This window comes from Constantimarinum furrinae, from assembly GCF_014295415.1.
In the GTDB taxonomy this organism is placed as follows: Bacteria; Bacteroidota; Bacteroidia; order Flavobacteriales; family Flavobacteriaceae; genus Constantimarinum; species Constantimarinum furrinae.
In genome coordinates, this window is sequence record NZ_CP052909.1 from 2,701,553 (window position 1) to 2,714,733 (window position 13,181).

12 protein-coding genes are annotated in these 13,181 nt (G+C 39.3%); 11 read left to right on the top strand and 1 reads right to left on the bottom strand.

Translation table 11 applies throughout. The features are described 5' to 3' along the window. Nucleotides 1–60: 60 nt before the first annotated feature. Nucleotides 61–930, bottom strand: a complete 870-nt coding sequence (locus tag ALE3EI_RS12380; protein ID WP_186989118.1) for a bile acid:sodium symporter family protein — start codon at nt 928–930, stop codon at nt 61–63. Nucleotides 931–1,081: 151 nt separating this feature from the next. Here ALE3EI_RS12380 and ALE3EI_RS12385 point away from each other — a divergent pair, with 151 nt between their 5' ends. The 11 genes from ALE3EI_RS12385 to ALE3EI_RS12435 all read left to right on the top strand — a co-directional run bounded on the left by ALE3EI_RS12385 (nt 1,082) and on the right by ALE3EI_RS12435 (nt 13,000). Further along, nucleotides 1,082–1,594: a DUF4440 domain-containing protein gene (locus ALE3EI_RS12385; RefSeq protein WP_186989120.1), complete on the top strand. Its 513-nt coding sequence runs from the start codon at nt 1,082–1,084 to the stop codon at nt 1,592–1,594. A gap of 323 nt (nt 1,595–1,917) precedes the next feature. Further along, nucleotides 1,918–2,064: a hypothetical protein gene (locus ALE3EI_RS12390; RefSeq protein WP_186989122.1), complete on the top strand. Its 147-nt coding sequence runs from the start codon at nt 1,918–1,920 to the stop codon at nt 2,062–2,064. Between the two features lie 326 nt (nt 2,065–2,390). Further along, on the top strand, nt 2,391–3,617 hold the full coding sequence (locus tag ALE3EI_RS12395) for a hypothetical protein (protein ID WP_186989124.1): 1,227 nt from the start codon (nt 2,391–2,393) through the stop codon (nt 3,615–3,617). Between the two features lie 2 nt (nt 3,618–3,619). After that, entirely contained in the window at nt 3,620–4,993 is a 1,374-nt protein-coding gene (locus ALE3EI_RS12400) for a hypothetical protein (protein ID WP_186989126.1), read from the top strand. 165 nt (nt 4,994–5,158) lie between these two features. Beyond that, nucleotides 5,159–6,001 carry a hypothetical protein gene (locus ALE3EI_RS12405; RefSeq protein WP_186989128.1) on the top strand — a complete coding sequence of 281 codons (843 nt, stop codon included), beginning with the start codon at nt 5,159–5,161 and terminating at the stop codon, nt 5,999–6,001. Between the two features lie 187 nt (nt 6,002–6,188). Next, on the top strand, nt 6,189–6,560 hold the full coding sequence (locus ALE3EI_RS12410; RefSeq protein ID WP_186989130.1) for a hypothetical protein: 372 nt from the start codon (nt 6,189–6,191) through the stop codon (nt 6,558–6,560). 183 nt (nt 6,561–6,743) lie between these two features. Then, complete coding sequence (locus ALE3EI_RS12415) at nt 6,744–7,277, top strand: RidA family protein (protein WP_233279967.1); 534 nt, start codon at nt 6,744–6,746, stop codon at nt 7,275–7,277. 718 nt (nt 7,278–7,995) lie between these two features. Next, nucleotides 7,996–9,054 (top strand): metallophosphoesterase, encoded by a 1,059-nt coding sequence (locus ALE3EI_RS12420; protein ID WP_186989132.1) that lies wholly within the window; start codon nt 7,996–7,998, stop codon nt 9,052–9,054. 30 nt (nt 9,055–9,084) lie between these two features. Beyond that, nucleotides 9,085–9,627, top strand: coding sequence for a DUF4287 domain-containing protein (locus ALE3EI_RS12425; protein ID WP_186989134.1), 543 nt, complete (start codon nt 9,085–9,087; stop codon nt 9,625–9,627). 475 nt (nt 9,628–10,102) lie between these two features. Then, a complete protein-coding gene (locus ALE3EI_RS12430) occupies nt 10,103–11,275 on the top strand; it encodes a T9SS type A sorting domain-containing protein (protein ID WP_186989136.1) in 1,173 nt (390 codons plus the stop codon). A gap of 300 nt (nt 11,276–11,575) precedes the next feature. Further along, nucleotides 11,576–13,000: a serine hydrolase domain-containing protein gene (locus tag ALE3EI_RS12435; protein ID WP_186989138.1), complete on the top strand. Its 1,425-nt coding sequence runs from the start codon at nt 11,576–11,578 to the stop codon at nt 12,998–13,000. Nucleotides 13,001–13,181 lie beyond the last annotated feature (181 nt).

Consider the following 13,181-nt stretch of genomic DNA (forward strand, 5'->3'; position numbering starts at 1 on the left):
ATTTTGATTAGTGGCGGCTTCTAACGAAGCCGCCTTTTTTATGCTTTATCTGAAATAGATTTATTCCTGAAGATCCACCGCAGTACTTCGGTTTCCCAGCCAGATCACAGCTGCTCCCGTTAAGAACATCAACAAACTATATACCGCCGGAGCGATAGCGAAGGCGGAATTTTGCAGTAGGACCACGGCAATGGTTATGGCCAGCGTTCCGTTCTGTATCCCAGATTCGATGGAGATGGAAATGGCGTTCTCCCGTCGCAGCTTAAACAGCTTCGCCGAATAATACCCTGCGGCCATCGTCGCAAGGTTAAGCAACAAGGTCGCCAGCCCCGCCTGCTGAAAATAATCCACAAAATTCTCACGCTCCTTAATGACGAGTCCGATGATGATAAGCGCCAGTACCACGCCTGAAGCGATTCGGACAGGCTTGGCCATTTTTGCGGCAAACACGGGTTTGTAGCGCCGAATCAACATCCCTAACAACACCGGTATTACCACGATCACACATATCTGTCCTATGGTTTCCACGATATTGAGTTGCACGGTCATCCCCTCTTCCATAAATTCTGAAGTCGCAAAATTAACGATATAGGGGATGGAGATCACTGTGATCAAACTGCTTAATGCCGTGAGAGACACCGAAAGTGCGAGATTCCCTTTCGCCAGATGCGCGATAAGATTGGAGGTGGGTCCGCCCGGGCAGGCCGCCAGTATCATCACTCCCACCGCGATCTCGGGTTGGAGTGAAAAAAGAGAAACCACCCCAAAACCGATAAGTGGTAACAGGATCAACTGATTGGTAAGGCCAACAACTATTGCCTTGGGATACAGTATTATTCGTTTAAAATCGGCTGTGACCAGCGACAAGCCCATTCCCAGCATGATGATGATGAGCGACCCTGCCAGAATGATAGTAGAAGTATTGTCCATAGGTTGTGTTTTGCAGTTGAAAGATACTTTTTTATTTCAGAACAAAAAGCGTCCAAAAATTGGTTAGGAGCTCGCTTACTGTTCCCAAACAATCCTTACCATAGAATAATAGCCCTGGGTTTCCTATCTTTAACGTAATAATTAGCACCTCATGAAAAGATCAGTATTCGTATTCCTATTTCTTCTGTTTGTAGTTCCCGTCCCGGGTACGGCCCAGACAGACACTGTAAAGATTGCAAACGACATTAAAGACCAGGTCTGGAAGGTTTTTAAGACCTCCTATGAAGCCCGGGATGCCCTGACCTTTAACAGCATCCATACCGAGGACATGCTTCGTATTAATGATGGCGGGATACTAACCGGGGCCGAGTACAAAGCCCGTACACTTAGCTGGACTCCCCCACCGGCGGGCACCACCATCACCATCGATTTCGCACTCGAAAACAGTCACTATCGTGAGGATGTCGCCTACGAGGTAGGCTATTACCGGGCAATTTACACCCTGGCCGACGGACGTAAAGAATATTATTACGGGCAGTTTCATGTGGTCCATAAAAAAACCGACCAAGGTTGGAAGATCGCTCAGGATTTTGACACCAACAGCGTAAATGGAATTGCTATAGACGAAACCTTCTTTAACAATGCCAGCATGATAAAGCTTTAGGTTTTGGCACCAACATGAGTGGAAGCTTTTGGATCTGGAATCAAGACGCAAAGAAGCAAAGGCGCAAAGACGCAAAGATGCAAAGAGGCAAAGAGGCAAAGAGGCAAAGATGCAAAGATGCAAAGAATCAAGACTTGAATCCGTGAATAGTGAATCGTGAGTGGTGAAACGGTGACTGCATACCGGGTACTGCTCACGGCCTACTGCCTACTTCGGACTTCCATCTCCTGACTTCGGACTGCAGTTTCAAAGTCTCAAAGATGCAAAGTCAAATAACACATTATTCATTACGCATCATTAATTATTAATCCTCCGGAGCTTTAATGAAGGAGGACCATCTGCCTACTCCCGACTTCGGACTCCCGACTCCCGACTCCCGACTTCGGACTCCCGACTCCCGTCTCCCGACTCCCGTCTTCGGACTTCGGACTTCGGACTTCGGACTGCAGACCCAAAGACTCAATGTCTAACAACGAACTATTTATTATTCATTATACATCACTCATCATTAATCATTCATCCTCCGAAGCTTTAGCGAAGGAGGACCGTCTCACAACTCACCTCCAATAAATAATAACAATAAACAATAACCAATATCATACGCTTTCCCGTAAACTCACTTCAAAAATTTTACTATCTTTAAACATAATTCCTCCCCACTTCGCTGTTTTTATAAAACGGTGGATGGGGTTTTTTTGTAGGTCTTATTCTGTTTTATCCTGAATTGGATTTGGATTATTGCAGGAATAGGCCTGATAGAACATGTTAGGGGTAATACGAAAAACAAAACTATAATATGAAAGGAAAAATTCTAGATAGATTTAAAGAAGCAGATAGTGAATGTCTACTAGCAAGCATTTCTTTAAATGATTACGTTGAAGGACTTCCAGAGGACTATAAATCTTATGAAGTACAAAGAGAGATTGTAAAAAACACTTATTTAGATAACTTGGTTGATACTATTATTGAGGGCAATCATATCCCACCTATCGTTATAGTAGTCGAAAAAGAAAAATATAAAATTACTGATTCAAATATTGAAGTTTCTGAATATAAAATCCTGGACGGACTTCAAAGAACATTTCGATTGAAAATCATATTTGACACACTTAACATTCTGATTGAATCGCTAGAAAAAGAAGAGCAATTAATATTTGAACTTTCAAAGCTTCAGCTAAATAGAAAATTTAAAGAAAAACTTATTGAAATTGAAAGTAACTCATCTATTTTATCTTCCCTAGTCGAATTTGCTAAAACTAATAGCACAAAAAAATTGTCCACTTTATACGATAGGAATCAATGGTTTGAGATTTGGACAGGATTAAGTTCTGACCAAGAGGTAAATAAGATGTTAATATTAAATGCAGGTCATAAACCAGTCAAAACAAAACATCAATTAGAACTTCTCTTTAGAAATATAATACCAATTCTTCAAAAGGTTGAGTTCAAAGATTTTAAGATTGTAAGAGAAAAAGAGATGTCTTCAATCCAATATAGTAAGAATAGAATTCCGGGTCAATTTCATTTTTCACATATTATTACATCTGTTTTATCATTAAGTGAGGGAAAACCTTTGACTACAAACACTAATCTCATTCAAAAATCTCAATCAGATTATTTTAATGAAGAAGTATTTGACAAGTTTCTTCATTTAGATTTCTTAAAAGAATTTATAAGAGGACTTATAGATATTGATAACGCAATTACAGGAGAATTTGATGAAGCTGGAACTAAATGGATGGGACGAGAAACTTCTCTTGTAGGTATGTACGCAGCAACTGGAAAATATATTAATGAGAAATTTATAAAACCACAAGAGGCGATTTCTATTCTTAGAGAAAGAATAGTCTCTAATCCTTCACTACTTTGTTTAACTGAATTTGAAGATGAAAGAAATAATCAAAATCTAGCAAAAATAAATATTGGGAGTGTTAATAAGAAAGCAGTTTATGAGGGAATATATTCTGTGCTAATTGACCCTACCAATAAAATAGATTGGAAGATATACTTTAAAACCGCATAATTATGGAATTAAAGAATATCATATATAATAATTTGATTCATTTAGTTTTTGAACTAACATCAAATGGTAGTCAGTTTGAAGAATTTTATAATTCTCTTGAAACGGAAGATAAACGAAACGAACTACTTGGACTTTCAGACGAAATCGATAACGAATTAAAGGCTATCAAAAAATCAAAACTCGAAGCAAAAGTTCATTCAGATTTTGATAATTTAATTGGTTTACTGAATACCTTTAAAAATAACTTCAATGAGTTTCCATCGAAGAGAATTTCTGAATCCATAGTAATAATATATTTAATAAATTACTTAAATGAAGCTTTAGATGAGGAAGTTAATCTTGAAGAAGAGATAGACATTTCTGCTTTTAGTTTTGTCAAATTATCGAAAGAGATTAATCAACGAAACTTTGCATTTCACGACTTAGTCGATTTAAAAAACTCGCTAGTTCTCGTAGATTTAGGAAATACAGATTTAATGAATGAATATTTCACTCAGAATCCTTTATCTAAAGAATTAATTATTCAGCTTATATCTAAAATAGGAGAAATTGATAAAGAACTTGAACTTTCTCAATTCGTTTTAGTAGATAAAGATGTTGAAAATTCAGCAAATCAGATTTGGTCTTTTGTAACTCTTCACGTAGTCAAGAATGGTAAGTTAATTCACAACCCATATAGTTACCAACAAATCCCAACAATTTCTAATTCCAGGAAAATTAAACAAGAAATAAAGTATCAGCAATTTGATGATTCAATTTTGATTCTTAGTGAATACAATCATCAAACAGATATTCTTGACAAATATTTGAGAATTTATCATTTGCTTGAAAATTTTATGTACAAATATCCATTGTCGAACCTAGAAAGAAAATATGACGGTAGAGTTTTTTCTATCAGAGATTTTCAAAAAATGAATGATTTAGTGAGTAATGGAGAATTGAAATCCTTAAAGAACTTATTCAATGAAATTGTGAAAAATGACTATGAGGCTGGAATTAAATTCTCAGATTTTATATTTCAAAAGTGGAATGGATTACATCCAAATCATATAGACGATAAAGTCAAAATAGACACTCTTTTAAGTGAACTGAGAGTCAAAATGACTTACGATTCAGTTGAAGAAAATTCCATTGGTGGATTTTTCGCAAATTTAATATACGCCTTAAGAAACGCTTTGGTACATAACAGAGAAACTGAATTTCATCTAACTCACGAAACTCTTTTATCACACTCGCAAGTCCAAGATACAGCTCTTCAATTACTTGAAAAATTCATTTTACCGATTGTAGAAGAAATTGTTTTCTATTTAATAATTGAACAAAATGAAATAGTTTGGTTTAAGAATTCAACAATTCAGTTATATAAAGAACACTAAACACTACCCCTAACAACTTATATAAAAAATAGCGGATTTGGTGCTTAAACGAAAAATGAATAATAAAATAAAGGTCAGTTATAAACCGAAAAGTTAGTACAAAAAAAATCCGCTACTTTTCATACACAAGACCGTTAGGCACAAGTTTAGAAAACTATATTCTCTATGATAAAACAAAATCCATTTTCTGTTTATGATTTTCTAGGATATTTAATACCCGGGTCGTTGGTTATTTATGCGTATCTGATTGTTGATTATTTAAAAAATCAAACACATTTTGATGTTCAAGATTTTATTGAGAATTTTTCAAACGTTAAGCTTGAAGGTGTATTCTTTTTCATCATCGTTTCATACACAATAGGTCATCTAATCAGTTTTGCTTCATCAATAACAATTGAAAAATATGCAAATTGGAGATATAGTTATCCATCAAAATATTTACTGGAAATTGAACATAAAGGATATTGGAAGTCATCACGAAACTGGAAAGATGTTGTATGGAGAATAGTAATGATAATTATTCTGTTTCCATGTGTAGTCTTCGATTGGATATTTGGTCAAATTCTAGGATTTAAAAGATTTTATAAAAAATCAGTTGATGATTTCCTAAAAGAAATGATAGAATCAAAAGCTAATAGACTTTTAAATAAAATTGGTTTAGACAAGCTTGAGGACCCCGAAAAATATGATGACGGAAAAGGAAATGATTTTGATTTTCACAGAATTATTTCTCATTACGCTTATGAAAATAGTAAAAGACATCAAGAAAAAATGAGCAACTATGTTGCGCTCTACGGTTTCTTAAGAACTTTGAGTTTGATTTTTAATATTCTAGCTATTTACTTTTCTATACGTGTTTATTGCTATCTCGAATTTAACTTAATTAATGGCTCAATTATATTTATACTTACTGGATTATCCTATTTATCTTTTATGGCATTTATGAAATTTTATAGAAGATACACGTTAGAGGGATTAATGATAATTGTAATTGATGAGAATATCTAATAAACCAGTGCCTAACAACGCCTATCACTAAGTACTGTCGTGGGTTAATTTTATTATTTATCTTACAACTCAAAAATTTATGTTCTGATAATACTCAGAGGCGACTCATCCAATTCAACTGAATCGCACATACTACACCTCAATACTGTCCAAAACGTTTAACAAAAGAGTTTTCCAATATTCACAAATGAGCTATAAGACAATAATAAATTCTACAAAAGGGATTAAAATTGAAAGGCTCGATGAGAATCTTTGGTCTGCTCAATCCAGACCTCATGGGTTTCCATTGTGTCCAAAACTTAAGTTTAAAATAAGTGAAAATCAACAACTCATTATAGTAAAACATGATCTTTTAAGACCGTTTCTGTTGAATTCAATAATCGTTACAATAATATATATTGGAATTTATTTGCTTTCAAAACACAGTGTTGGATTAATAGAACTTTTATACATGATTTTGGGAAGCATAATTTTCGTATTGTTGTTAATTATTCTTATTTATTATCTGACCAGAATTGGAGTTCAAAACATCAAAATACGCGCTTATAATAATCCATAATTTTTAAATTGCCTTATTAAAACATGTTCTGTATTCCCCATAATTTCCTACCTTAACTCCCCGCTTTTAAGTTGTTAGCAACCAAAAGACTGCGCTTAAAAGGAAGACATTGCCTATCCCCCAACCCATAACACGGGATCGCCGAAACCCGATCACAGTAGGCACTAACACTAACCAACCTTTATGAAACTAACTAAGCCAACCCATCGTCTTTTACTATTTGTAAGTATTGTTTTCTTCTCCCTCTTGATGCAAAGCTGTATGGAAAATGATACCAAAGAAACGCCCGCAGCCGTGACAACCGAAGTGGAAGTCGAGAAAAAACAGGACAAACCCGAGTATTTCCTCCTGCGCCCCGAAGTGGAAAAGGCCTATGGCTATTCGCATGCCGTGAAGATAGGGAACGAGATCAAAATTTCGGGAGCCGTAAGTATGGACGATGCCGGTAACCCCACTGCCGTAGGAGATATGGCCCAACAAATGAAAAACTGTTATGCTGATATCGAAAAGATCCTAAAACACTTTAACTGCACCTTCGACGATGTAGTCGTTGAAAACATCTATACCACCAACATGGCCTCCCTGCTCGAAAGCGCTGCCTATAGAAATGAGATCTATAAAAATCATTATCCCACCGCCACTTGGGTGGGCGTAACAGAATTGGCACTCCCCCAATTTATGATCGAGATCGAACTGGAAGTGTATAAGGCAGATTGAGGGATGGAGCTTAAGGCTGAGGAGGCAGGAAGCAGGAATCAAGACTCAAAGACTTAAAGATACAAAGACTCAAAGACGCAAAGGCGCAAAGACTCAAAGACTCAAAGACTCAAAGACTCAAAGATGCAAAGATGCAAAGATGCAAAGAATCAAGACTTAAATCCGTGAATAGAAAATCGTGAGTGGTGAAACGGAGACTGCATACCGGGTACTGCTAACGGCCTACTGCCTACTTCGGACTCCCGTCTCCTGACTCCTGACTCCTGACTCTTGACTACTGATAAAAGAACCAAGACCCAAAGACTCAAAGGTTCAAAGATTCAAAGTCCAACAACGAATTATTTATTATTCATTACTCATCATTAATCATTCAACCTATGGAGCTTTAGCGAAGGAGAGCTGACTCTTGACTCCAGACAAAAGATTCAAGAAGCAGGAATCAAGACGACTTGAAATCGTGAAGAGTAAATCGTGAGTGGTGAAACGGAGACTGCATACCGGGTACTGCTAACGGCCTACTGCCTACTACGTACTTCGTAATTCCGACTTCGGACTGCAGACCCAAAGGCGCAAAGAATCAAAGGCTCAAAGAATCAAAGAATCAAAGACGCCAGACTTGAATCTATGAATCGTAAATCGTGAACCGCACACTGCAAAAAGCGATTTTTGAATCTATTTTTCTTCGGAATTTAGTACCTTACTCTGCATAAATCGAGTTATGAAATACCCATTTAGCCTAAGCCTGCTTCTGCTGCTGTTTTGCATTACTGTGTCCTGTGCACAGGAAACGAGTTCTGTTAAAACTGCAACAGCCGAAACCAACACCTCGATCAGCGACGGGCCTTACATCTTTATTGAAAGGGATCGCATCGTAGAAAAAAGCATCGTAAACAATGAGGTGATCACCAAAGCACTGAAAAGCAAAGCATACGAAACTAACTTCCCTCCGGCTCCCTCGGTGATTACTACAACGGCTTCCATAGCGGCGCTGAGTGATATTCACGGACAATACGATCTGGCGGTCGAGATCCTGCAAAACAACGGCATCATAGATAAAAATGGCCACTGGGCCTTTGGCGACGGACATTTTGTGATCGTGGGCGATATCTTCGACCGAGGGGATGGCGTCACCGAAATGCTCTGGCTTATCTATACCCTGGAACAACAGGCAGCAGCTCAGGGCGGACGGGTGCATTTTTTACTGGGCAACCACGAGTATATGGTACTTCATAAGGATCTGCGATACCTCCACGAAAAATACACCACGGTTTTAACCATGCTCGATTTAGATTACGACACACTCTATGGTGAGAATACAGTTTTGGGACGATGGCTACGTGCCAAACCCACGGTGTTAAAGATTAACGATCACATTTTTGTCCACGGTGGCATCTCAAAGCAGTTTCTGGAACTGGGACCGTTCGATCCCGATGCCATCAATGCAACCATGAGGGCTTCCATAGCCCGGACCAAAGAGGAAATGAAAGCTACCGACTTTTACAATAATTATTATGGAAGCAGCGGACCCATCTGGTATCGCGGTTATTTTTATGACGACCTTCCCGATGAAGCGATCTCCGAAATCCTGCAGTTGACAAATTCAGAACAGATCGTGGTGGGGCACTGCTCCAATAAAGAGGTGGTGAGTTTGTACGATAACCGGATCTTCGGGGTAGATTCCAGCATCAAGCTGGGAGAATACGGAGAGTTGTTGTTTATCGAAAACGGCTCCTTCTATCGTGCCACCAAAGACGGAACACGCATCAAATTTGAATAAATGTCAGTAACCTATTAAACACCCAACACTATGGATAAAGCACTACAGACCATGATCGACAATATGCCCGAAAAAACGGGTAAATCCTTAGACGAGTGGAAAAAGCTACTTAAGTCAAAATCCTTTCAAAAGCACTCGGAGGCCGTTAATTTTCTGAAAAAGGAACATCAGGTGACTCACGGCTTTGCCAATACCATTGTGACCCTTTCAAAAGATTCCGATGAAAGTCCGCAGGATCTGGTTCAGGATCAATACAAGGGAAAAGAGCAACTACTGCCAATCTATGAAGCACTGCTGTTCTATGTAAAAGGGCTCGGCAGCGATGTGGTCATTACCCCTAAAAAAGCCAGTGTGAGTGTCATTCGAAAAAAACAGTTTGCGCTAATCAAACCCGCAACCAAAACCCGGATCGATCTGGGCTTAAAATTACGGAACAAACCCACCGGTGGCCGACTTGAAGATTCAGGCCCCTTCGGAACCATGTGCACACACAGGGTACAACTTTCCGAAGCAAAGGAAGTGAATGATGAAGTAAAATCATGGCTCAAAGAAGCCTATAACGAAGCTGATTAATTCACTTTAATTGTCATATTCTGGAAAATTCTCATCATTAGTTACTAATTCTGTATCCCCCGAAGACATTGTCTTCTAAAGCTTTAGCGAAGGAGAGCCTACGGCCTACTGCTCACTGGTTGAATGTTAAAGGTTGAAGGTTAGAGGTTACTGTTTACAGCCTAATGCCAACTTCGGACTTCAGACTTCAGACTTCGGACTCCCGACATCGGAATCTCAATTCCAGTCTCCTGACTCCTGTCTCCTGACTCCTTACTCTTTCTCCTTCCGAAACTAAAAAAAGGGATCTTCGTAAGCACCTCCCAACTCAAATTCTCTTTCCTTCATATCCGATTCTCAGTAGAACCCCGATAATTCTCATTTGCGGTCGGTTCATACTATTTTCAACGTACTTTTTCAATACTTGAGCCTGTGGTTTTCATCCTAAAAGGAGGTAACCCTATTCATCTTAAGTTCAACGATTAAATCCAACATTATGAAAATAAGTACGCTATTCATTACGCTATCATTTCTATTGATCACCATCTCCAATTATGCTCAGGAACAGATCACAGACGTTCAGGAACTGCTTAGCAGAATGCAGGAAAATCATATGGGCAGTCTCAATGACGTTTTCAATACGGAAGAACTACAAACGCTGCAAGCCTATTTTAATTCCGTAAACCCACCCAACGAGGAAGAGCTCGTACTTATGAATCGTCGTATTGCTTCTACCAAGGGAAATACTCCTGTTGCCGTGGTTACTATGAATCCTCAGGATCTTACTACCCTGGAAAACCTGGGGCCGTCGACAATACCTGAATTTGAAGGTGCCGGGATAGTCATTACGATGCAAAACGGGGCTTATGTGATCGACAACGGAAATAACGTATATCTTCGGGGAATCTCCAATAACAATTACGTGCCGGTAGGCGCGGTCACCAATGTTCCCGGTGGAGAGTCTATCACCGGATTGGAAACCCTTTCGAATGGTGATATGTATGCCATTTCTACTAATGGGATGAACAGCAGTCATTTATTGATGATCAATCCCAATACCTGGGAAGCCATGCCAATTGGAGGAAATAACGGCTTGGTTGTACCTATAGCACTGGCCAGAGACGGCGCCGACCGACTCATCACCGTAGACATAGATGATGACAATGCATATGTCATGCAGGCAGCTACAGGGGCGCCCACCCTTATGGGACCTATAGGGTTTGATGCCAATTTCGGACAGGGAATGGGATATGATGCCGAAGTGGATAAGGTACTGCTAACGGCATTTAATAATACGCTGGGTGATTCTCAGCTTCGGGAAATGAACACTACCACCGGACTTACGGTTTCTCTGGGTACCATCACCCCCGGAATTATCGATCAGTTTGGTTACGGAAGTTTTTATGATGCCGATCTGTTAGATCTTCAAGGAGCGAACTCATTAGATCTCAGTGTTTATCCGAATCCCGTAATAGATATCCTGAACGTACAATCCAATTTTTTCCTTTATCAAATTGACATCTATGCGCTGGATGGTTCAAAAGTTATGTCAATAACACCCCAACATCCTTCCACCGAGATCGATATGCGAGCTCTGAGTTCCCGATTCTATCTCATGACAATACAATTGGAAGGTACCACCTATACCCATAAACTAATTAAAGAGTAAGGTCAACCGGAGGTTAGTAACATATTGCAGGTTGACGGTTGCAGGTTATTGGCTCATAGCTTACTGCTTACTGCCCACTGCCTACTGCCAACTTCGGACTCCTGACTCCTGACTCCTGACTCCGGACTTCAGTCTTCAGACTGCAGACTGCAGACCCAAAGACACAAAAAATCAAAGTCTATCATCCCATAAATTATTATTCATCACTCATCACTTATTACTCATTACCCATCATTAATTATTCACCTTCTCCGTAACCAATTTCGCATTCCATACGTCATAGGTTAAACTATCGACATTATGAGAACCATATTCCTATTTACTTTCTTAGTAGTTCTAACACTCAATCTTCAATCCCAGGATTATAAAAAGATCGACTCCCTTAGTGAGACCTTGGTATCAAATTACAAGCTTCCGGGTCTGGCCATTGTTGGGGTTCAAAATGACGAGATCGTGTACAGTCGGCGCATCGGAAAGGCCAATGAATCTGCTTCGTACAATGAGAACACACGATTGTATATTGCTTCAAACACCAAAGCCTTTGTGGGCTTAGCTATGGCAAAACTTGCGTTCGAAAACAAACTATCTTACAACCATCCTATAACCAAATATATTCCGGAGTCGTTTTTTCCGAAGGAGATCAAAGCCGAAACGATCACGATAGACAGGCTGTTATCACATACACACGGACTCTCAAATGATCCCTTAGTATTCCGAACGGCCTACTCGGGCGTCTATCCTTCCGATCTTCGTGAACTGCTTAAATTTACTTCCTATCGGGGAGAACTGCCTTCTACCGATTTTAAGTACAGCAATCTGGGCTACCTCATCGCCGGAATGATCATCGAAGAGGTTTCAGGTCTGCCCTGGCAGGAATACGTTGAAAAACACCTACTGTCACCCTTAGGCATGAAACAAACCACAGCAAGACTGAATTTCGACAGAGCCCTGGAAGCGATGCCATATGAATTCTATTCTGAAGGAATCCTTAGTTCCAAAAAATCAGATCCTACCCTTCATGCCGCCGGGGGAATGTATTCAACCTTAGAGGATATGGCCCGGTGGCTACAGCTGTTTACCAACCCTGACCAACAAGTCTTGCCTTCAGCATTATTGGCCGACTACAAAGCGCAAACCGAAGAGGCCGAAGGCAGCATAGGACCCTTTAGCATAGATACCTACGGAAATGGATGGATCTATGGGAAGTTAATGAACGATCCATTAGTATTCCACTTTGGGAGCTTTAACGGCTACGAATCCATGATGTCATACCAGCCTGAAACCAATAGAGGTGTTTTTGTGTTCGTGAACGAACGCATAGGCGGACAGCGAATCGCTGCTATGCTTTCAGCTTATTATTATCTTATTGCAAATAATGATCCTATGGCCGATCAAAAAATTGCCAATTTTTCGAAATTTATCGAACCCTTGTATAAAAAGACAAAAGAAGAGCATACAGTATTTACCTTTCACGAAAACGAGAATCTCGTCGGAACCTATTCCAGTGATAAATACGGTGAACTGGAAGTAAAAAATACAGAGCACGGCTTTGTCTTTTCTCTGGGTAAACTTAGCAGTCTCGCCTATCAGGACGAAAAAGAAAACGGCATCCTTATCGAATGGACTCCGGGCATAGAAGAACATTTCGAATTTTCGACCTCCAACGAAGGAAAACTCATCTTAATCTACGGTGATTTTGATCTGTTTGTGAAAAAGGGGAAGTAAGAGCCAGGAGTCAAGACTAGCGACTTTACTTATTACTCATTATTTATTATTAACCTTTCGTATTTAGCAAGATATGGTGCTACAAAACACAAAAAATCCCGCCAAAAGCGGGATTTTTTCTATGATTCTGTTCACATCTCGATTTATTCACTTTTGTTAACACAACAGCGAACACTTGAAG

Excerpts from the sequence above, each read along its gene's own strand:
- ALE3EI_RS12410 (WP_186989130.1), top strand. The coding sequence starts at position 6,189 with ATGAGCTATAAGACAATAATAAATTCTACAAAAGGGATTAAAATTGAA.
- ALE3EI_RS12400 (WP_186989126.1), top strand. The coding sequence starts at position 3,620 with ATGGAATTAAAGAATATCATATATAATAATTTGATTCATTTAGTTTTT.
- ALE3EI_RS12425 (WP_186989134.1), top strand. The coding sequence starts at position 9,085 with ATGGATAAAGCACTACAGACCATGATCGACAATATGCCCGAAAAAACG.
- ALE3EI_RS12420 (WP_186989132.1), top strand. The coding sequence starts at position 7,996 with ATGAAATACCCATTTAGCCTAAGCCTGCTTCTGCTGCTGTTTTGCATT.
- ALE3EI_RS12390 (WP_186989122.1), top strand. The coding sequence starts at position 1,918 with ATGAAGGAGGACCATCTGCCTACTCCCGACTTCGGACTCCCGACTCCC.
- ALE3EI_RS12385 (WP_186989120.1), top strand. The coding sequence starts at position 1,082 with ATGAAAAGATCAGTATTCGTATTCCTATTTCTTCTGTTTGTAGTTCCC.
- ALE3EI_RS12430 (WP_186989136.1), top strand. The coding sequence starts at position 10,103 with ATGAAAATAAGTACGCTATTCATTACGCTATCATTTCTATTGATCACC.
- ALE3EI_RS12395 (WP_186989124.1), top strand. The coding sequence starts at position 2,391 with ATGAAAGGAAAAATTCTAGATAGATTTAAAGAAGCAGATAGTGAATGT.
- ALE3EI_RS12415 (WP_233279967.1), top strand. The coding sequence starts at position 6,744 with ATGAAACTAACTAAGCCAACCCATCGTCTTTTACTATTTGTAAGTATT.
- ALE3EI_RS12380 (WP_186989118.1), bottom strand. The coding sequence starts at position 930 with ATGGACAATACTTCTACTATCATTCTGGCAGGGTCGCTCATCATCATC.
- ALE3EI_RS12405 (WP_186989128.1), top strand. The coding sequence starts at position 5,159 with ATGATAAAACAAAATCCATTTTCTGTTTATGATTTTCTAGGATATTTA.
- ALE3EI_RS12435 (WP_186989138.1), top strand. The coding sequence starts at position 11,576 with ATGAGAACCATATTCCTATTTACTTTCTTAGTAGTTCTAACACTCAAT.